At 46.3% G+C, this 21,970-nt stretch carries 14 protein-coding genes and 1 riboswitch; of the genes, 13 read left to right on the forward strand and 1 reads right to left on the reverse strand.

Annotation, left to right across the window (positions count from 1 at the left end):
* The first annotated feature begins 83 nt into the window (after positions 1-83).
* The 3 genes from AAE02nite_RS01145 (at position 84) to AAE02nite_RS01155 (ending at position 5,572) form a co-directional block, all read left to right on the forward strand.
* Complete coding sequence (locus AAE02nite_RS01145) at positions 84-1,616, forward strand: BatA domain-containing protein (protein ID WP_146894595.1); 1,533 nt, start codon at positions 84-86, stop codon at positions 1,614-1,616.
* Complete coding sequence (locus AAE02nite_RS01150; RefSeq protein WP_146894596.1) at positions 1,613-3,769, forward strand: DUF4175 family protein; 2,157 nt, start codon at positions 1,613-1,615, stop codon at positions 3,767-3,769. Before AAE02nite_RS01145 ends, AAE02nite_RS01150 begins: the two co-directional genes overlap by 4 nt.
* A 108-nt stretch (positions 3,770-3,877) precedes the next feature.
* A complete protein-coding gene (locus AAE02nite_RS01155; RefSeq protein ID WP_146894597.1) occupies positions 3,878-5,572 on the forward strand; it encodes a hypothetical protein in 1,695 nt (564 codons plus the stop codon).
* 237 nt (positions 5,573-5,809) lie between these two features.
* Here AAE02nite_RS01155 and AAE02nite_RS01160 read toward each other — a convergent pair whose 3' ends face one another.
* Positions 5,810-7,318 (reverse strand): hypothetical protein, encoded by a 1,509-nt coding sequence (locus AAE02nite_RS01160; protein WP_146894598.1) that lies wholly within the window; start codon positions 7,316-7,318, stop codon positions 5,810-5,812.
* A 257-nt stretch (positions 7,319-7,575) separates the two neighbouring features.
* On the opposite strand from AAE02nite_RS01160, the gene AAE02nite_RS01165 reads away from it, so the two are divergent.
* The 10 genes from AAE02nite_RS01165 (at position 7,576) to AAE02nite_RS01210 (ending at position 21,963) form a co-directional block, all read left to right on the forward strand.
* A complete protein-coding gene (locus AAE02nite_RS01165; RefSeq protein WP_146894599.1) occupies positions 7,576-8,160 on the forward strand; it encodes a hypothetical protein in 585 nt (194 codons plus the stop codon).
* A 164-nt stretch (positions 8,161-8,324) separates the two neighbouring features.
* Positions 8,325-8,435, forward strand: a riboswitch (SAM riboswitch).
* Positions 8,436-8,531: 96 nt separating this feature from the next.
* Positions 8,532-12,236 (forward strand): methionine synthase, encoded by a 3,705-nt coding sequence (gene metH, locus AAE02nite_RS01170; protein WP_146894600.1) that lies wholly within the window; start codon positions 8,532-8,534, stop codon positions 12,234-12,236.
* Between the two features lie 97 nt (positions 12,237-12,333).
* Positions 12,334-13,287 (forward strand): methylenetetrahydrofolate reductase [NAD(P)H], encoded by a 954-nt coding sequence (gene metF, locus AAE02nite_RS01175; protein WP_146894601.1) that lies wholly within the window; start codon positions 12,334-12,336, stop codon positions 13,285-13,287.
* A 541-nt stretch (positions 13,288-13,828) separates the two neighbouring features.
* Entirely contained in the window at positions 13,829-14,833 is a 1,005-nt protein-coding gene (locus tag AAE02nite_RS01180; RefSeq protein WP_146894765.1) for an NAD(P)/FAD-dependent oxidoreductase, read from the forward strand.
* Between the two features lie 172 nt (positions 14,834-15,005).
* A complete protein-coding gene (locus tag AAE02nite_RS01185) occupies positions 15,006-15,326 on the forward strand; it encodes a 2Fe-2S iron-sulfur cluster-binding protein (RefSeq protein ID WP_146894602.1) in 321 nt (106 codons plus the stop codon).
* Positions 15,327-15,563: 237 nt separating this feature from the next.
* Complete coding sequence (locus AAE02nite_RS01190; RefSeq protein WP_146894603.1) at positions 15,564-16,808, forward strand: protoporphyrinogen/coproporphyrinogen oxidase; 1,245 nt, start codon at positions 15,564-15,566, stop codon at positions 16,806-16,808.
* A 53-nt stretch (positions 16,809-16,861) separates the two neighbouring features.
* Entirely contained in the window at positions 16,862-17,110 is a 249-nt protein-coding gene (locus AAE02nite_RS01195) for a hypothetical protein (protein WP_146894604.1), read from the forward strand.
* A gap of 41 nt (positions 17,111-17,151) precedes the next feature.
* Positions 17,152-20,217 (forward strand): PAS domain-containing sensor histidine kinase, encoded by a 3,066-nt coding sequence (locus AAE02nite_RS01200; RefSeq protein ID WP_146894605.1) that lies wholly within the window; start codon positions 17,152-17,154, stop codon positions 20,215-20,217.
* Positions 20,218-20,236: 19 nt separating this feature from the next.
* Positions 20,237-20,668: a response regulator gene (locus AAE02nite_RS01205; protein WP_146894606.1), complete on the forward strand. Its 432-nt coding sequence runs from the start codon at positions 20,237-20,239 to the stop codon at positions 20,666-20,668.
* A 146-nt stretch (positions 20,669-20,814) separates the two neighbouring features.
* Positions 20,815-21,963 carry a methionine aminotransferase gene (locus AAE02nite_RS01210; RefSeq protein ID WP_146894607.1) on the forward strand — a complete coding sequence of 383 codons (1,149 nt, stop codon included), beginning with the start codon at positions 20,815-20,817 and terminating at the stop codon, positions 21,961-21,963.
* Positions 21,964-21,970 lie beyond the last annotated feature (7 nt).

Genomic DNA, 21,970 nt, shown 5'->3' on the forward strand with positions numbered 1-21,970 from the left:
CTAAAAATATTCACCTTAAAATATCATCAATATTTTACCAGCAATTAACGCTTAACTTTAATCTCTTAACGCTATAACTTTTAATGCTGCAACTGCTTTCCGCTTATTGGCTTTGGGCGCTCGCCGGCTTACTGGTTCCGGTGCTCATTCATTTATGGAATAAAAAGCAGCCAAAGGTGATTAAAGTAGGCAGTGTCCGCTGGTTGCAGGCTGCCGCTAGCCAACAAGCCCGCCAGTTGCAACTACACGACTGGCCTTTACTGTTGCTGCGCTGTTTTCTTTTACTAACCTTGGTTTTATTTATGTGCCAGCCGATTTGGGAACAAATCAGGCGCCAACCAGGCCACAGGTATTTGTGGGTATCGCCTTCGCTGCTCCAACCCCGGAATTTACCGTTGGTACAAACCACCATCGATTCCCTGTTAAAAAATAATTACCAACTTCGGGAATTTAATTTAGGTTTTCTTCCTGTTTCAACTGAATCCTGGGAAAACCTAAAAGCCGGTAAGGAAGAAAAGAATAAGCTTTCAGGCAATTTAAATTATTGGGCACTGACCAAAGCCGTTCACCAGCAATTCTCCCGGGCGCAGGAACACCTCTTCTTAACCGATAACCAGTTTGTACACTTTGCCGGCGCCCGTCCCATTGTCCCCGCTTCTAGTCGCTGGCTAACCATTCCGGTAAATCAATACGATAGTCTGTTTGTGCAGGAAGCTTTCCAGAACCGCCCGGATTCGTTAACAGTAGTTGTCGGGCAGAAGGGAAAAGGGGGTATTCGTTTCTCCAATATTTCTTTTACTACCCCCACCCCAAACCAAGCCTTAAACCTGCCTGGTCTGCCACCTTTAATTTATACAAAAAGCATAAATCAGGATTTTATTTCTTTTCAAAACAGTCCCGACCAGGTACCAGTAATAAAAGCTGGCAAAAATATAGCTTTGTACTATGATAAAAGCCGGGAACAGGATAGCAAATATGTGAGAGCCGCCCTGGCCGCGTTGAGCGGTTATACCGGCCGAAGGTTACAACTAACCCAAATTACTGCTGCTCACCAGATTAATATTAATAATTCTGATTGGCTTTTCTGGCTTTCCGACCAACCGCTGCCGGCTTACATTCAGGAAGAAATAAAAAAAGGCCTCTTTGTATTTAAAGATGCTGCCACTACTTCCAAATTAATGCTAACTAATTTCATAACTACCGAACAGTTGCCGGCACCTATTTCTTTGGCACAACAGGTCCGTTTAGTTCAGCAGGGAGGCAGCAGCGTTTGGAAAAATAATTTTGGTGAGCCGGTGCTGCAGTATAAATCTGAGGGCCAAGGTGGCCTCTACCATTTTGGCAGCCGGTTTAATAGCCAGTGGAATAATCTGCCCCAAAGCAGCTTTTTCCCGGAGCTGCTTAGTTATCTTATTTTTCCGGAAGCGCAAATCCGCCACGACTGGCGCGAACTGGAAAATATACAGGTGCAACCTAGCTTAACCAAAACAACGCAGCAGCCAATGCTTTACAGCCGGGTGCAGCAGGATCTAAAATATTTATTGTTAGCGCTTGGTGCACTATTGTTTTTAACAGAAAGATGGTGGGCCTATAAGAAAGGAAAGCGATTAATATGAGCGGTCAGGAAATAATTTTAAACCTGAAGAAAGATTATGTGCACCGCAAAGGCCTGTTTTACCTCTTGCTGCTGTTTTCTTTTTCGCTGCTGTTCGGGTCTGTTTATCTGCGCTGGACAGTAGGTACAGCGGTTACCTGGATTATTTCGGGCTTCTGGCTCATTGGTTGCATGCTTCTTTACCGGGAATTCCAGAAAGTTAAAGATACTTCGCTGCACAGCATTAGCCGTTATTTAAACCGGACGGAAACCAAACTGGAAGAAAGCTCGCACCTGGTATTACAGCCAACCGACAAACTAAACCCGCTGGAAAAGCTTCAGGTAAGCCGAATCACACCAACTTTATCCACCTTAAATGCCCGAAAAGCCATACCGGTTTCGTATCGGCCTGCTTTAATAATATTTGGTTTCAGTGTGCTGTTATCGGTCTTGGTGCTATTTTTACCGGACCCAAAAGTCGCACAACCGGAAGTATCAACCAAGGCGCCTTTTGCCCAAAAACAACTGCAAGCCATGCAACAGGTTGTACCGGAAATAAAAGAAATCACCATTCAGGTAACGCCCCCAGCTTACACCCGCCGGGCACCTTATTCGGTACAAAATCCCAGCTTTAAAGCAGAGGGCGGGGCTCGCCTAACTTGGCGCATTCAAACAGCGGGAGAAATTAAAGATATTCGTCTTTCCGTTCAGGAGAAAAAAAGCCTGAACTTTCGAAAAGTAGCTAATGCGCCCCATACGTACGAAGCCGCTTTTACCCCTGCAGCCTCCTTTATTTATACCTTGGATCTTAACGGGAAAAAGTCCAACTTCTACGCCGTGGAAATAATCCCCGACCAGGCTCCTTCCATTACAATTACCCAACCAAAACAATACACCCAGATAACCTTTGGCCAGCCGCAACAAGTAACGGTGCTGGCCACACTAAGTGATGATTACGGTTTACATAAAGCTACCCTCACGGCCATTGTTGCCAAGGGTTCCGGGGAAAGCGTAAAGTTTGCCGAAAAAACCTTTTCGTTAATCCTGCAGCCGGCCGGTACAACCGGTAAGTGGAACGTCCGGCAAAAACTGGACCTAAAAGCAATGGGCATGACCTATGCCGATGAGTTGTATTTCTTCCTGCAAGCCCAGGACAACCACCGTAACAGTGCCCGATCCGAAACTTATCTGGTGCAGTTAGAAGATACGACGGTAATTACCGCTGGTGCCGATGTTTCGCTGCCTTTGTCGGTGGTACCAGCTTACTTCCGGAGTCAGCGCCAGCTTATTATAGATACCGAGAAATTATTGCAGGAGAAAAACAAATTAAGTCCGGAAGCTTTTCGGGAAAGATCGAACGACCTTGCCGGGGAACAGAAAATATTGCGTTTGCGGTACGGCAAGTTTTTGGGCGAAGAAGCGTCTACTACCATTGGACCCAACGGGGAAGAACAGGAAGAGCATAGCGCGGACGATGGCCACGACCACGCCAGCACCCCGGAAACGCAAAACAGTGCGGCGGAATTATTGGACCCCTACTTACACAAACACGACACGGAAGAAGATGCTACTTTTTTTGAGCCCCAGGAAAAAGCCCAGTTAAAAGCCGCTTTGTCGCAGATGTGGGAAGCCGAACTGCAACTACGCTTAAGTCTGCCGGCTAAGGCATTGCCTTTTGAATACAAAGCCTTACGCCTGCTGAAAGAAGTACAGCAGAAATCGAGGGTGTACGTGCGCAAAATGGGCTTTGATCCTCCTCTTATTATAGAAAAAGAAAAACGCTTAAGCGGTGAGTTAGATAAAATTGCGGCACCTACAAACCAGGCCGAACTGAAAGAAAAACAAAACTATTCTGATATCCGGCAGGCCTTGCTTTGGTTGGGGCAGCAAACGCCCGGCCGACCGGCTACCACCCCAGATGCATTAGTACTCCAACGGGGAGGTCAGGAATTAGCGCGGGTGGCTGTCAATAAGCCCGGCCAATATTTAAAAGCCTTGCAAGATTTGCGACAACTCATCCGGGAAACCCAGGCGGGAAAAAGCCTGTGCGCCTCTTGCCTAAATTCGGTTACCGGCGTAATGGAGCGGGTGCTGCCAGCACCATTACCGGCACCGGCGGCACCAACCAGGTACCAGCATGCTTTAGCCGAACAATATTTCAAAAGATTAAAATAATTAGGTTTGCAAACCATTATAATACTAGTAGGTGCGTTCGTTCTGACTTTAATTTTACTTTGGCTTGCCTGGCATCGCCCGAACCGCCGTTTGCTTCTTGCCCGGTGTATGGCAACCGTAATAGCCGTGGCCAGCCTGGTACTTATGGTATTACCGCCCCAGCGGAAAATCAGCCTTAATGCTTCGGATATAATCTTGCTTACGCCGGGCTTTTCCGCAGATTCGCTAAATTCTTTAAAGAAATTATTACCGCCTCGCCCAATTATACTGAGTTATAAGGATGCTGCCAGCCGCTATCCTGCCCTGGCCACGGTAGCAGCTTTACCTTATTTATACCCAAGTGCGCAAAGAATTCACTTGTTAGGATTTGGCTTAGATAAAGCCGAATTAGCAGGGCTCGATTCGGTGCAGCTTATTCCGCATTTAAGCGCTCCGCCAGAGGGTTTTACCATAGTGCATTGGCCAAATAAACTCCAGCTAGGCGAACCATTAAATATTAGCGGGCAGTTCTACCAGAAAAAAAAGCAAGGAACAAAAATATATCTCCAGTCTGGATCTTCCGTACTCGATTCTCTGGTCTTATCTGCTGCTGGAACTAACCGGTTCACGTTGCGCTACCAACCCAAACAGGTTGGGCGTTCTGTATTTTCTTTGCTGCGTAAAGATGCTGCCGGCAAACAACTAGCTGGTCTGGTCCCGGTGCAGGTAGAACCCCGGAAATTATACCATGTCTTATTGCTGTCCTCCTCTCCCAATTTCGAGTTTAAATTTCTTAAAAATTTTCTCGCCGGTCAGCAGCATGGTGTAGCTTGGCGTATTTCCATCAGTAAAGCTATCTATCAAACCGAATACCTGAACCTGCCTAAAAAGCCTTTAGAACGGCTTACGCCTAACCTTTTACGCAGCTTCGATTTGGTTATTACCGACCCGGATATGTTGCAAAGTTTAGACTCTGCCGAAAGAAATGCTTTGTTCTTAGCCGTACAAAATGGTTTGGGTTTGCTGCTCATACCCGAAAGTTTACCCCTTAAAGCCACTCCTGCATTATTTAAAGATTTCAAATTTATCAGCCAATCAAATCCGTCCGGAAACCCAGTACAAGTAAGCTGGCAAAATCAATCAAAGACTTATCCGGCCACGGCTTTACCTTTTGCCATCTCAGTGCAAGCCAATCAGCAAAAACTGGTTTGGACAAATAAAAGCACTTTGGCTGCCAGTCAGCCCTATAATTGGGGAAAAGTTGGTATAACGTTAATTCCGCAAACATTCAGCTGGCAATTGGCTGGCAACACCACCCAGTATTCCGCTTTCTGGTCTCATTTGCTGGGCCAGTTAATTAAACCGGAAATTCAGGACTTTAGCTGGCACCTGCTCCATCCCTTATCCGCCGTAGTTCATCAGCCCGTTTCTTTACAGCTTTCAGATTATACCTTTTCTACTGGGGCGGCCCTGCCAGAGGCGGAAGTCAAAAGGGTCGGCACCAATCCTTTTGAGTTGCCGTTGCTCCAAGATCAGGTATTGCCCCATCGGTTTACCGGCCAGTTCTGGCCGCTTGAATCAGGCTGGCATCAGGTAAATAAGTTAAATGGCCCACCGTCTTATTTTTACATTTACCCAGATTCGGTTTGGCAAACGGTACGACAAAACAAGCTAATCCAGCTAAACCAGGAGTATGCGCAAAAACACGCAGCCCCTTTGTCGGCAGTAAAAATAAGGAGGCAGGAAGTGCCCATTTTACCGGTTTGGTTTTTCTGTTTGTTCTTACTGGCAGCCGGTTTTTTATGGGTAGAAGAAAAGTTATAAACTATACCTTAAATTAATAATAATCCATTTTGCCGGATAATTATAACCAGGCATTTAATCAATATCCGTTCAAGGTCGTGACAAAGACTGTTAATCAGATTAAACCGGATTAGTTCTTATGTATTCTTATTTAAGAAGCGGTTTAGTTTGAGAAAATGAAATATTCCTCCTGAATAAATATTCTTCAACAGAAAGCTAAAAAGACTTTTTAATAGTCCATCACTTCTAATTCCAAGTTTAACGGGCCAATTCCAGCAGTACTTCGTAATAAGGCCGGCTTACCATTTTAGATTTTAGCCAGGCGTAGTAGCTCATAGCCTGCAAATCTTCGCGTTCGGCGGGTACAAAATTAAGCGCTGTTTCTACGTATTGTAAAAAAGCGCGGCGCGTGGCCGCATCGGGCTGCAGAAATAATTGTTCCAGCAACTGCAAAAAAGCATGCACATTGCTATAAACCGGTTGCGCTAATAATTCCCCAAAATTCTTCATCAGGCTCTTTAATTTATCCAGCGCCAAATCCGGGTTGCCAAATTCGTACTGCAATATCAACTCGCCGAGGCATTTTTTTAAGAGCCATTCCTTGCCCATTATTTTTTCGCACCATTTATCCGAATGGCTGATGCCCAATAGTACCCGGTTGGCTTTCTGGTAAGCCCCTTGGGCAAAATACAAGAAGCCCAGGCCCAGACTAGCCGTTAAGATATCGCGCTGGCTTAATAAGTGGCTTTTACGATGCAGCAAATCTTCCATCAGGGCCAGCGATTCGGATAAATTGCTTAAAAAAGCATCGTTGGCAGTTTTGAGGAAAACGTATTTGGCATAAAACGCCGCGTACAAACTTTTTCCTTCGCCAGTTAGGGTCTGGTATAATTCGGCTAAATAATAATTAGACTGGGCAAACTTGCGGTTGCGATATAGTACGTGAGCAATCATGTACAGCAAACTAATCTTGTAATGCTGGTGGGCCGGCGAAAAACCGTGGGTAGCCCTAACTTGCTCGTACTGGCTAATAATATAAGGTTCAAATGAATAAAAGTCTTTCCGGGCCAGCACCGAACTGCGGGTAATCGACATTAATTTATAGAACAATGCCGGTCGCTGGCTCACGGCTTCGGTTAAGCCATAAGATTCTAAAACTGATTGAATAGTTGCATCTATCTCTAAATCGCGACCTTGTTGGCGGGCCGCTTGCAGGCGCTTAATTATAATGCTGTTGGCAATATTGGCCCGTTCGTCTTCGTCAGCTAAGATTTTGTTTTCGTTGCGTTTCCGGATTATTTCGTCCAGGTCGTCGGCAAATTCGGAGTCGGCTTTTTCAATCTGCACGTTGTAAATAGTGTTCAGCAAATCAAATTGCTCATTGACCGAGGCCAATTTTTCAGCTTTGCGCAGCATGTTCCAGGCCAAACGGTCTACCCGCACATCAAACAAATATTTAGCTACCGCCAAGGTTCCCATAATAGAAGATACCGCCGTCGGATCTTCTTCCATGCGCTTCAGCACGATAAAATCGGTGAGGTGCTCCATCAGGCGCTTGCGCAAGGCGTAATACGCCACAGCGTTGGGTTCATCGGGGTACAGCCGGTTTATAATTTCCTGGGGCTTGTACTGTTTTTTCCCTTGCAGCAACTGAAATAGTTCGTAATCTTTCCGGTTCCGTTTGGATTTCTGCCGCTGAATAAAATAGTTAAATTCTTTTTTATCCTCCGCCGACAAGGTATCAATGGTAATTTTCAGATCATCCATAAATATTTTAAATTGAACCGCCTCCCGGGCTAACTAAGGACAGTCACCACTATTTTACAAAGTATACAAAACCAATATATAATATTTTGATTTACAAAATATTACCTGATTTAATAAATAAAACTAAAGTCTGATTTCCGAAATATTCATTACCCAAAGCCTGGCCTTTCTCCTTAACTTTGCCGCATAAAATTATTCATTTTACAACCCGAAACACAAGCCCAAAATTGGTTAAAAATATTTAATGAGTTATCTCCATGAAAAAACACCTACTGCTCTTATTCCTTTTCTCAGCTATACAGTTCACCCTGCAGGCGCAGGACTTAATATTAACCCTGACGGGCGATGAATTGCTGGTGAAAGTAACCGAAATAACCCAACAGGACGTGGTGTACAAACATCCGGACTCGCTGCAAAGCCTGCCGCGCACCATTCCGAAAAAGCAGGTATTTATGGTTAAATACAGCAATGGCACCAAAGAAATCATTTCCCGTATCGACCCGCAGACGAACACGTTAGCCACGCAAAATTCCCGGGAACTATATGAGCGCGGCCGGGCCGATGCCAGAAAATATTACAAAGGCAATGGCCCCATGTGGGGAACCGCGGCGGCAACCATGCTGGCCGGATTACCCGGACCAATCATCATTGGGGCCATTCCGCCAAAAATAAATTACCAGCAGGTATCGGAAATTACGCTGCTGCAAAACCAGCATTACGTACGCGGCTACAAACAACAAGCCCACAACAAAAAAATTAAAAAAGTAGTGGCGGGTACCGGCATTGGCGCCGGCCTGATGGTGGCCCTGCTGTATGCATTTATTTCGTCGGCCGGCTATTAAATAACCGCCCTGTTGCTGATTTAAACGCCTCATTTTTAAATATTTTTATTTCTACCCTGCCACCCTGCAGTACCATAATAAAATTTTGTATTCGGAAGGCCCACTTATATAGGAAGTATAGCATATAAATTTGCTAATTACTTCCTATGTGCTTATATTTGCTCCACTTATCAAGAAAGACCGAGGGATATGGCCCGCTGAAGTCTTAGCAACCCTGGCAAGCAGGGTGCTACTTCCATCCCGCAAACGGCGCACGGCCGTGGGAAAGATGAGATAAACAGATTGCATAAATCCGGACTAACTCACACGAATATCTTGATAAGCAAAAACTGGCCTAAAAAGCCCTAATTTTTGCTTAACGCACGATTACTATGACTACAATTGCTACCGAGAGCGCCATTACGCGCATCGAAGAAGAAATTAAAAAACGCATTTTGGTGCTGGATGGCGCCATGGGTACCATGATTCAGCAGTACAAGCTGGAAGAGGCCGACTACCGGGGCGAGCGCTTTAAAGATTATCCATCGGACCTGAAAGGCAACAACGATTTGCTGTCGCTCACGCAACCGCACATTATTAAAGAAATTCACAGCCAATATTTTGCGGCCGGGGCGGATATTGCCGAGACCAACACCTTTAGCGCTACCACTATTGGTATGGCCGATTATGGCATGGAAAGTCTGGCGTACGAGCTGAATTACGAATCGGCGCGGATTGCGCGGGAGGCCGCCGATGAATTTACCGCCCGCGAACCCCACAAGCCCCGCTTTGTAGCCGGTGCCATGGGACCAACCAACCGTACCGCCTCTATGTCGCCGGACGTAAACAACCCGGCTTACCGGGCTATTACCTACGACGATCTGGTCATTGCTTATACCGAGCAAATAGAAGGTCTGGTAGATGGAGGAGTAGATGCGTTGTTAGTGGAAACCATTTTCGATACGCTGAACGCTAAGGCCGCTTTATTTGCCATCGACCAATATTCGCAGCGCACCGGCAAGCGCCTGCCCATTATGGTATCGGGTACGATTACCGATGCCAGCGGTCGGACGCTTTCGGGCCAGACAGTAGAAGCCTTTTTATATTCTATTTCGCATTTGCCTTTACTCAGTGTGGGCTTGAACTGTGCTTTGGGAGCAAAACAATTGCGTCCGCATATTCAGTCTTTGTCTAAGGCCTCTAAGTTTTACGTGAGCGCTTACCCCAACGCGGGTTTACCCAATGCGTTTGGCGAGTACGACGAAAGTCCGGAGCAAATGGGGGCACACATCCGCGACTTTCTGGAGCACAACTTTGTAAATATTGTGGGTGGTTGTTGTGGTACCACGCCGCCGCACATTAAAGAAATTGCCCGGATTGCCGCCGAATATTCGCCGCGGCAAAAACCACAATTACCGGCTGTTCCTAAATATTCCGGTTTAGAGCCTTTAACCATTTTCGAAGGTTCTACCTTTATTAATATCGGCGAACGTACCAACGTAACCGGTTCCAAAAAATTCGCCCGGCTGATTCTGAACGATAATTACGACGAGGCCCTCTCCATCGCCCGCGAGCAGGTAGAAAACGGCGCCCAGATTATCGACATCAACATGGACGAAGGCATGCTCGATTCTGAGAAAGCCATGACGCACTTCCTGAACCTGATTGCTTCGGAGCCCGATATTTCGCGTGTACCCGTCATGATTGACTCTTCTAAATGGAGCGTGATTGAAGCCGGTTTAAAATGTGTGCAGGGCAAGTGTATTGTAAACTCCATCAGCTTAAAAGAAGGCGAAGAAAAATTTAAAGAAGTAGCCCGCAAAGTGCGCAGTTACGGTGCCGCTGTAGTGGTAATGGCATTCGACGAGCAAGGGCAGGCCGATAACTACGAGCGTCGCACCGAGATATGCGCCCGCGCTTACAAAATATTAACTGAAGAAGTTGGTTTTGCGCCTGAAGACATCATTTTCGACCCGAATATATTAACCGTAGCCACCGGCATTGAAGAACATAATAATTATGCGGTCGATTTTATCCGGGCAACGCAGTGGATTAAAGAAAATTTACCGGGCGTAAAAGTAAGCGGCGGCGTAAGTAATATTTCATTCTCGTTCCGGGGTAACGATACCGTGCGCGAAGCGATGCACTCGGCTTTCCTGTACCATGCCATTAAAGCTGGTCTGGATATGGGTATTGTAAATGCCGGCCAGATTGAGGTATACGAAGAAATACCGAAAGACCTGTTGGAGCGCGTAGAAGACGTGCTGCTAAACCGCCGTCCGGATGCCACCGAACGCTTACTGGAATTTGCCGAGCAGGTAAAAAACAAAGGCAAAGTAGTAGTAAAAGACGAAGCCTGGCGGGACGCACCCGTGCAGGAACGACTCACCCACTCTTTGGTAAAAGGCATCACAGACTATATTGAAATAGACATTGAAGAAGCCCGCCAGCAGGCCGAAAAACCTTTGCACGTAATTGAAGGCCCTTTAATGACCGGCATGAACGTGGTAGGCGATTTGTTCGGTGAGGGTAAAATGTTTTTGCCACAGGTAGTAAAAAGCGCCCGCGTCATGAAAAAAGCGGTGGCTTATTTATTGCCGTTTATCGAAGCCGAAAAACAACCCGGCGATGAAAGCAAAAACGCTGGTAAGGTATTATTAGCCACGGTAAAAGGCGACGTACACGATATTGGTAAAAATATTGTGGGCGTGGTACTGGCCTGTAATAACTACGAAATTGTTGATTTGGGCGTAATGGTGCCTACCGATAAAATATTGCAAACCGCCATCGAAATTGGGGCCGATGTAATTGGCGTGAGTGGTTTAATTACCCCATCGCTCGACGAAATGGTGGGTGTAGCCAAAGAAATGGAACGCCTTAAATTTACCATTCCGTTACTCATTGGCGGGGCCACTACTTCCAAAGCTCACACGGCTGTTAAAATAGACCAGAATTACAGTGGGCCGGTGGTGCACGTGCTGGATGCTTCGCGGAGTGTACCGGTTGTCGGTAATTTATTACAGCCGGAACAAAAAGAAGAATACGCTAAGAAAATAAAAGCTGAATACGTGGAACTGCGCGAAAGCTACGCTAACCGCAAAAAAGACCGTAATTATTTAAGCTTAGAAGCCGCCCGCGCGAATAAATTTAAAATCGACTGGTCGCCAGCCGAAGTTTATACGCCTAAGTTTATTGGCACCAAAGTATTTGAAGATTACCCATTGAGCGAAATTCAGAATTATATCGACTGGACACCCTTCTTCCAGGCCTGGGAACTACACGGAAAATATCCGAAAATATTAACCGACGAAGTAGTAGGTGCCGAAGCTACCCGCTTGTTGCAGGATGCGCAGGTAATGCTGAAGCAAATCGTGAAGGAAAAATGGCTGAAAGCCCGCGCCGCCATTGGTATTTATCCGGCCAATACCGTTAACCACGACGATATTGAGGTTTACGCAGACCGCGAACATAGCCAATTGCTAACTACATTCCGGACGTTGCGACAGCAGGGCCAGAAAGGTCAGAATATACCCAATATTGCCTTGGCAGATTTTGTAGCGCCCAAAGAAAGTGGCGTTGGCGATTATATGGGGGCATTCGCCGTAACAGCCGGTATCGGCATCGATGATATTATCAAGAAATACGAAGCCGACCACGACGATTACCACAGCATCATGATTAAAGCCCTAGCTGACCGTTTAGCCGAAGCATTTGCTGAATTGCTGCACGAGCGGGTACGCCGGGAATTCTGGGGTTACGCGCCGGAAGAGCAATTCAGCAACGATGATTTAATTAAGGAAGAATACCAGGGCATTCGTCCGGCACCCGGTTACCCGGCCTGTCCGGAACATACCGAGAAAAAGACCATATTCCAGTTGCTGAACGCCGAAAAAAATACCGGTATCACCTTAACCGACAGCATGGCCATGTACCCAACAGCTGCCGTATCCGGTTTCTATTTTGCGCACCCCAAAGCCCGTTATTTTGGCTTAGGCAAAATAAACAAAGACCAGGTAGAAAGCTACGCCCAACGCAAAGGGTTTACAGTAGAAGAAGCCGAACGCTGGCTGTCGCCGAACTTGGGGTACGATGCTTAAATGAATTAAAAATTATGAATTATGAATTATGAATTGGAAAGGACTTAAAACTACTTTTGAATTCATAATTCATAATTCAGCATTCATAATTTCTTAAATGAAAGTAACCGAACATATAAAAAACGCGAGTAGCACTTTATTTTCTTTCGAAATATTACCCCCGGTAAAAGGCACCAGCATCCAATCGATTTACGATGGCATCGACCCCTTAATGGAGTTTAAGCCGCCATTTATTAACGTAACCTATCACCGCGAAGAATACGTGTTTAAAGAGCGCGGTAACGGTTTGCTGGAGAAAATATCTATCCGGAAACGGCCGGGTACGGTGGGTATTTGTTCGGCAATTATGAATAAGTACAAGGTAGATGCCGTGCCACATATTATTTGCGGTGGCTTTACCAAAGAAGAAACCGAAAATGCCCTTATCGACCTAAACTTCCTGGGCATTGATAATGTGCTGGTGCTGCGCGGCGATTCTATTAAAACCGAATCGACTTTCCGGCCGCACCCCGATGGACATGCCTACGCCTGCGATTTGCTGCAGCACGTGGTAAGCATGAACCACGGCAAATACCTCGACGAAGATATTGCCAATCCGCTGCCGACGAATTTTTGCCCCGGCGTGGCGGGTTATCCGGAAAAACACGCCGAAGCTCCGAACCTGGCTACTGACCTGAAATATTTAAAAAGGAAGGTAGACATGGGCGCTGAATACATCATCACGCAAATGTTTTTCGACAACAAAAAATATTGTGATTTTGTAAAAGCCTGCCGCGAAATCGGGATTAACGTGCCCATTATTCCAGGTATTAAGCCGCTCACCACTAAAAACCAGTTGAAATTATTACCTAATTTATTTCACATCGATTTTCCGGATGATTTGGTCGATGCCATCGAAGCGGCCACTACCCCGCAAGCCGTAAGGCAGATTGGCATTGAATGGACTATTCAGCAATCGAAAGAACTAATACAATTTGGGGTACCCTGCCTGCACTTTTATACCATGAGTAAATCCGATGCAGTGGTGCAGATTGCCAAAGCAGTTTTTTAAATAAATATTATTATCTTTGCCTAATCAATAGCGACCTTGCTGCTGTTGGTAGGCAAAGGTTATTTTAACAAGGCTAAACTTTTCTTAAGATAACCGTATTAGAATCAAGATTATAAGGTAAAGACAACACAGCCCTGATTAATTCCGGCACTTTACCTATTGGCTTCGGCCATCATTATTGCCTTAGTAAACTTTTAATACAATGAAAAAGAACAACGTGCAACCAGACTTAATCCGGCTCTCCAGAAAGGGTATCTACACCACCGGCCTGACTTCTGCTTGTTGTTGCTGTTGTCTTTAATCTCCGCTGCCTTTTGGTATTAGCTTCTCGCCCGAGGCTAAATCTTACAAACTAAGTTTTACCTTTTATTGCTGTACTCACCGGTTACCCCGGGGGTAAAACCCGTTTGTATATTTATCTGCTTTGCGGCAATTGCTGCACCAATTGGTAACATCTCCTGCTGTTTCTTTGTTTTACCTGTGAATTTAGCTCACGGGCTATTTCTATAAATTTTAATATTAATATTTCTTAAAAATGAATATTCTATCAACTGATATATGCATTATCGGGGCCGGGCCGGTTGGTCTGTTTGCCGTTTTTGAAGCTGGTTTATTGAAGATGCGCTGCCACGTAGTAGACGCCCTGGCCCAGACCGGCGGCCAGCTTTCTGAAATTTATCCTAAAAAGCCAATCTACGATATTCCGGGATTCCCGGAAGTTTTGGCTGGCGATCTGGTGAAAAATCTAGAAAAACAAATAGAACCCTTTAAGCCTACTTTTACCTTAGGCGAACGCGTAGAGCGTTTTACCCGCCTCGACGATGGTTCTTTTATTGTATATACCGTGGCTGGAACCGAAATTAGCTGCAAGATTATCGTTATCGCCGCCGGCTTAGGGTCCTTCGAACCGCGCAAACCTGCCATTGAGCACCTGGCCCTGTACGAAGGCAAAGGCGTTAATTACATGATTCTGGATCCTGAGCATTATCGCGACAAACGCGTGGTTATTGCCGGCGGCGGCGACTCCGCTTTGGACTGGACAATTTTCCTGGCGAATGTGGCCAAAGAAGTTACTTTAGTGCACCGGGGTACTACTTTCCGGGGTGTACCCGAATCGGCGGAAAAAGTACAGCACCTGGCCGAAGCCGGTAAAATTAAATTATTGCTGAAATCTAATGTGGTAGGCGTAAGCGGCGAAGATAAATTGGAAGCCGTTACTATTTCGTTCAACAACGAAGAAGATGTAGTTCAGGAGACTGATTATTTTATTCCGCTTTTCGGGCTAACGCCAAAATTGGGGCCGCTGGAAGACTGGGATTTGGAATTGCAGGATGGCGCCATTGTGGTAAATACCTTCGATTATTCTACCAGTATAGAAGGCGTGTACGCCATCGGCGATATTAATACCTATCCGGGTAAACTGAAACTTATTTTGTGCGGTTTCCACGAAGCCGCCCTGATGGCCCAAAGTGCCTACAAATATCTGAATCCAGATAAAAAATTCACGCTGAAATATACTACTGTGAACGGGGTGCCAACTTTATAATAAGCAGTAGTTAGTTTTTAGTGATTAGTGGTTAGTTTATTTCCAAAAGAGATTTAACCAACCCTTAAAGTAAAACTTAAGTTAGCAGCTAGGTTTAAGCCAACAGCTTACTTTGCGCTGCACCATAATCGCTAAAAACTAACTACTAATTACTAACAGCTAACTACTAAAAATGAATGATATAAAAATATATGTACAGGAACCATCGGGCGATAAAACCCCGGTGGATGCGCCTACCGATATGGGCCTGAGTTTGATGGAAGTATTAAAAGCCAGCGGTTATCCCATTGCAGCTACCTGCGGCGGTATGGCTTTGTGCGCTACCTGCCACATAGAAGTACTCAGCGACCACGAATTGCCACCGCCTTCCGACGATGAAGGCTATATGCTGGATAGCTTGCCCGCCGTTACCGATAATAGTCGCTTATCGTGCCAGGTTAGGTTAACGCCCGAATTAGACGAACTGGTGGTAAAACTGGGAGCCGGCGATTAGCGTTCTAAGCTCTTTCCAATTAGAAAAGCTCTCCTGGGTAAGGATTTAGGCTAAAAAAAAAATGAAAAAAGGTCTGGAATATCCAGACCTCTTTATTTTCACCCAAAACAATTTTAATTAAAAATCCAATTCTTAGAGTGTTCAGAAATTCAAAGGTTTAACCGGTTTGAAAAAAAATTCATTTATTTTTTAAACAAATAGCTTAATTAATTGTATATCAGCAAGCTAAATAGTTAAATGGAAAATTATCCGGTAGTAATAATTGGCGCAGGTGTAGCTGGTCTTAGTTGTGCCACTTACCTGGCCCGGACGGGTCAGTCTTTTTTGATATTGGAAGGAAGTACCGGCATAGGCGGGCGGGTACGCACCGATCGCTACAAAGGCTATCTGCTGGACCGGGGATTTCAGGTTTTTCTGGCCGATTACCCTGAAGCTCACAAACTACTGGATTACGAATCATTGGGCTTACAGGCTTTTCGTTCCGGCGCTTTAATAAAACAAGGAAATGGTTTTTCAGAGGTGGTGCATCCCTTAAAGGAACCCGGCCAGCTTTTTACCACCTTAATCTCCCGGTTCGCTACCCTTCCCGATAAACTCCGCATTCTGAAATTAGGTACGCAAATCCTGCCCTTATCCGACGAAAGTTTGTTGCAAGGCCCGGCTAATCAAAGCACCATGGCTTACCTCCAGCAACAGGGTTTCAGCCAGAAAATTATACAAAACTTTTTTATTCCTTTCTTCGGCGGCGTTTACCTCGACCGGGACCTGAAAACCAGCAGTAATTTCTTCCGGTTTATTTTTAAATATTTTGCTACTTCGGCGGTAACGTTGCCCACCGAAGGAATAGAAGCTATTCCGGCCCAATTAGCGGCTAAATTACCGGCGGGCAGCATTCGAACCGGAACCATGGTAAAAGCCCTGACACCAGAAAACGAAATAATATTAGCCGATGGAGAACGCCTGACAGCGGGCACTTTGGTTTTGGCTACCGATGCCGCGGCCGCGGCCCAGCTCTTAGGCGAAGAACCACCTGCCCGGTTAAACCAAACCACCTGTACTTATTTTACTTCCGACGAATCGCCCAATAATTCTAAACTCTTAATGCTTAACCCGAACAGCCACTCGGTGGTACATAATGTAAGTGTGCCCAGCGATATTTGCCCCAGTTATGCCCCGGCGGGTAAAGCTTTAATCTCGGTGAGCACCCACGGGCCACACGGACTTTCGCCGGAAAATCTGGCTTTAAAAATTAAGGCAGAACTGAAAACCTGGTTTGGCGAAACCGTAGAAAACTGGCGGTACCTGAAAACTTACTTTATTCCGCAGGGTTTGCCTCCCACTGCCCCTAATCCGGCCCAGCCCTTTTTGCAACTAGCGGCCAATCTTTACCGGTGCGGCGACTATACGGCTTACCCTTCGTTGAACGCCGCCATGGCTACCGGCCGCCTCGTAGCCGAAAATATTACCGGTAAAAAGTTTTAATTTTATACGATAAGCGTAGTTTTTAACCTGAAAGCTGTTTAACATTTTATAAATTGGAAGGAACCCTTACTGCGTGTTTTCATCAGCCAGTCGTTTGGGAAAGCGCTTTAGCAGTGGCGGTGATAATATTACCAATGGCGCCAGCTCCTGTTCAAAACAGAAATACACAACCGCTTTCTAATGAATATATTGCTGGTCTCTTAATCGGCTTTAAAATATTGTTATTATTGAGATACGGCGTTGCAGCAGTAAGATATCTGTCTATATTTACTACTGGTAATACAAAAAATTTGCTTTTATAAAGTAATAGTAAAAAGCATCACCCATAACCCTGGTTATAGATATGCAGCTACCTTCCGGCTTCGCCGAAACAGATTACGATCTAATCTTCCAGTCTTTACCAGGGCTATTCCTAGTAATTTCTCCGCAGCATACCATTCTGGCCCTCAGTAATCGTTTTGAGCAAGCGCTGGGCCTGCCGAAGAAAGATTTACTTAACCAGCCCGTCTCGGCTATCTGCCACCATTCTTATCCGGAAGAAGAAGCGAATGCCCTCCACCAGCAATGGGAACAATCGTTGGATTATGTACGCATCCACCGGCAGCCCCATACCATGGCGGAACAATGCTATACTTTAAATAACTTAGCAGGCGAGCAAGAGCAAAGCTACTGGCAGGGCATTAATACCCCGGTTCTGTCGGCAACCGGCGAGGTAGCTTATATTATACACGAGGCCCGCGACATCACCCAGGAGCAGTTATCGACCCTGAGAGCCCGCCGAACCGAAGAACGTTTCGCGGCTATTACCCAGGCTACGAACGATGCCGTCTGGGATTGGGACCTCCGTAACAATACCGTTATCTGGAATGAAAGCTACAGAACCCTCTTTGGGTTTACTCAAATAGATACCGATGTTAGTTCCTGGAAAAACTTTATTCATCCGGAAGACCGGGAAAGAATTTTTCAAAGCATTAACCAGGTAATCCAAAGTGGGGGTAAGTTCTGGTCCGACGAATACCGTTTCCAATGTGCCGATGGCTCTTATTCCGATATTCTGGACCGGGGGTATGTACTGCACGACGAAACCGGCACCGCCTACCGCATGGTAGGCTCCATGCAGGATATTACCCTGCACAACAAAACCGAGCAACAGTTAAAAGAAACTTCCGATTTCTTCCAGTTTTTAGCCGATACCGTGCCGGCCTTAATCTGGACGAGCGAACCCGACGGCACCACCAATTACCGCAATGCCTATTACCTGAATTTTGTAGGCAGGAGCCTGAGCAGCCGCCCTGGTTTTCACTGGTCCGAATTATTGCCGCCCGAGGAACGCAACGCCGTAGCCGCCGACTGGCAAAAGAACCTGGAAGCAGGCGAATATTTTGAGAAAGAATTGCGGATCCGGAACAAGGACGGCGAGTACCGGTGGGTGCTGGCCCGGGCTAACCCCAAACGCGATGCCGAAGGTAAAATAATAAAATGGCTGGGTACCGCCACCGATATTCATTCGCAAAAGATGGCGCGGCTGGCCTTAATAGACAGTTACCAGCGATTTAAATTTCTGGCCGATATGGTGCCGGTCCTGATCTGGACGAGTAACCCCGACGGTACTACCGACTACCGGAACCACAATTATTACCGGTTTATTGGTGATGAATCGGCGGAACGGCCCGACTTTGATTGGACCCAACCCCTCCACCCCGACGACCGGGAAGAAACCTATACCCATTGGCTAGCGTCTGTCCGCACCGGCAAACCCTTCGAGATAGAGCACCGGCTCTGGCACTATTCCGGCGAATACCGTTGGCTATTATCGCGGGCCAACCCCATGCATGATCAAAACGGCCAGATTATTAAGTGGTTTGGTACTTCGGCGGATATTCACGAGCAAAAGCTTCACCAGCAGGACCTCCAAGACCGGGAAATCTGGCTGCAGCGGACGCTCACCGATGCCCCGGTGCTCTTTTGTGTACTGCGGGGCCCCGAACTGGTGTGTACCTTTATGAACCCCCAAATGGTACAACTGTACGGGAACAATTCATTTATTGGTTTAAAAGCCCGCGAGGCTTGGCCCGAACTGGCCGCCCAAGGTTTTCTGGAAGTAATGCAAACTGTTTATAGCACCGGCCAGCCCTTTATTGCCAACGAATACCCGATAAATATTCCTACCCGCCACGAAGCCCCATTAACAACCAGTTATTTTAATATTTCTATCCTGCCGCTCCGAGATGGGAACCAGCAGATGGAGGGTGTTTTATACTTCTCGGTAGAAGTAACCGGCCAGGTAAAAGCTAAAAACCAGGCGGAAGCCCTGGCCGAAAAGCTACGTCACGAAACCGAAAAATTTAAATTATTATCGGAGGCTGTACCCCATCTGGTGTGGACAGCCAAACCCAACGGTACCATCGATTATTTTAACCACCAATGGGCCGCTTACACCGGCATTGCCTGGCCAGTTAGCCACCAAACCGATTTACTCAACGTAATACACCCCGACGATAGTGCCTGGATTAAAAATATTTGGCTGGAGGCTTTAAGTTCCGGCAACCCGATGGAATTTGCCTACCGCTTCCGGAGTGCGGCGGGCACTTATCGCTGGCACTTGACGCGGGCTTTGCCCATGCACAACCAGCAAGGCCAGATTACCATGTGGGTTGGTACCATTACCGATATTCACGACCAGAAAATTGCCCAGGAAAACCTACAGGAAGCTAATTCGGAACTGAAAAAAATAAACGAAGACCTCGACCGTTTTGTCTACACGGCTTCCCACGACCTGAAACTACCCATTATTAACATGAGCAGCCTTTTCGAGGAAATTATAAGTTCCTGCGAGTTCAAGGATCCGGAACATGACAAACTGGTAAACCTGTTTTACAAATCGCTCGATCAGATAAATACCACCATCACGGACCTGGCAGAGATCGCCAAAGTCCAGAAAAATATTCACGCCGAAAAAGAAAAAATATCGCTGCCCGAACTGACCGAAGAAATTTGCCTGAGTATTCAGGACCAGATTCAGAGTTCCGGGGCCCGCATTACCACCGATTTTGCGGCTGTTCCGCACCTGGAGTTTTCGAAAGCTAATTTGCGCAGTATTTTATACAACCTTATCAGCAACGCCATTAAATACCGCTCGCCCGAACGAGTGCCGGAAGTGCTGGTAAAAACCAGTTCTACCACCGATTATGTAGTGCTGACCGTGCAGGACAATGGGTTGGGCATTAACCTGGATTTACATAAAGAAAAGCTTTTCCAGATGTTTAAGCGGTTTCATAGCCATGTACCCGGTACCGGTCTGGGCTTATACATGATTAACCGCATTATGCAAAACAACAATGGCTATGTAGAAGTAGATAGCACGCTTAACCAAGGCAGTACTTTCCGGATTTATTTCCGGAAAGGCTAAATATTCTTATTTTTACCGCATGAGACCTCTGGATTTAATATTACTTATCGACGACGATGAGACGACGAATCATGTGAACCTGCGCACCCTGAAACGAACCAATGCAGCTAAGGAAATAAAAATATTTATGAACGGGGAGCAGGCGTTGAATTATATGAAATTAATTGCAGAGCAAACTGGCAGTGAGGCTTCTGAAAAATATCCCGACCTGATTTTCCTGGACATTAAAATGCCGATTATGGATGGTTTTGAGTTTCTGGATGCCTACCAGGACCTAAACGCGCAATACCACATTCCCACCCAAATTATGATGCTTACTTCTTCGGCCAGCTTTTACGATTTAAACCGCCTGGAGAATTATGCCGTGGTAAGAAGGCATTTTGCTAAACCCCTCACCGATTTCGATGTAAAAGAAATAGTGAAGGACTTTTTTCCCGGAAACGTTGCTTAGCCCCGCATAAAGTGGGCTGCTGACGATTTTCTACAGAATATATTCGGTTAAAGGTTTTAGTAACCCAGAAAAAAAGCTTCATCTTGCATTCCGCCTCCTAATTCAAATAATAATCCGGTAGTCTTATACCCGCCCTTTGCCCCTGCATGATAACATTACCCGCTTCTAAACTGCCCCAGGTAGGCACCAGTATATTTTCGGTTATGTCGCAACTAGCCCAGACGCACGGGGCCATTAATTTATCGCAGGGTTTTCCGGACTTTAGCTGTCCGCCTGAGTTGGCCGACTTAGTAGGCACTTATACCCGCAACGGCTTTAACCAGTACGCACCCATGACCGGAGTAGCCAAACTGCGGGAAAATATCAGCCGAAAAACACAACTGCTGTATGGCGTGGCGCCTAATCCGGAAACCGAAATAACCGTAACTTCCGGCGCTACCGAAGCCTTGTTTTGCGCCATTGCGGCCGTGGTGCGCCCCGGCGACGAAGTGCTGGTAATTGAACCCGCTTACGACTCGTATGTACCGGCCATTTTGCTCAACGGCGGTCAACCGGTGTTTATTCCGCTTTCCTTCCCGGATTACCAGATAGACTGGGATTTAGTTAAAACCCGCATTACACCCAAAACCCGGCTCCTGCTGCTAAACTCCCCGCATAACCCCACCGGTGCCACTTTAAGTGCCGAAGATTTAAATAATTTAGCTGACATTATCCGGGATACCAATATTTTTCTGATTGGCGACGAAGTGTATGAACACATGGTGTACGACGGCCATTTGCACCAAAGCTTGCTGCGCCGCCCGGAACTGGCTTACCGGAGTTTTATCATTTCTTCCTTCGGTAAAACCTACCACGCTACCGGCTGGAAGGTAGGTTATTGCGTGGCGCCGCCGGCCCTTACCCAGGAATTCCGGAAAATACACCAGTACCTGACCTTTAGCACCATTACGCCCGTTCAGTACGCCCTGACCGATTATCTGGAAAATACCGAACATTACCTGAATTTGCCAACTTTTTACGAACAAAAACGCAATTTATTCTGTAGCCTGATGGATTCCTCCCGTTTCCGGATAATCCCTTCGGCTGGCACGTACTTTCAATTAGCGCATTACGGCCATATTACCGATGAGCCCGATGTCGCTTTTGCCCGGCGGCTTACCCAGGAAATTGGCGTAGCGGCCATCCCGGTTTCGGTATTTTACCACAATAACCAGGACCACAAAGTACTGCGTTTCTGTTTTGCCAAAAATGAAGATACTTTACAACAGGCTGCGGAAAAGCTTTGTGCATTGTAGGGGTTAG

Origin of the sequence: Adhaeribacter aerolatus, from assembly GCF_007991635.1 — a bacterium.
Taxonomy (GTDB): domain Bacteria; phylum Bacteroidota; class Bacteroidia; order Cytophagales; family Hymenobacteraceae; genus Adhaeribacter; species Adhaeribacter aerolatus.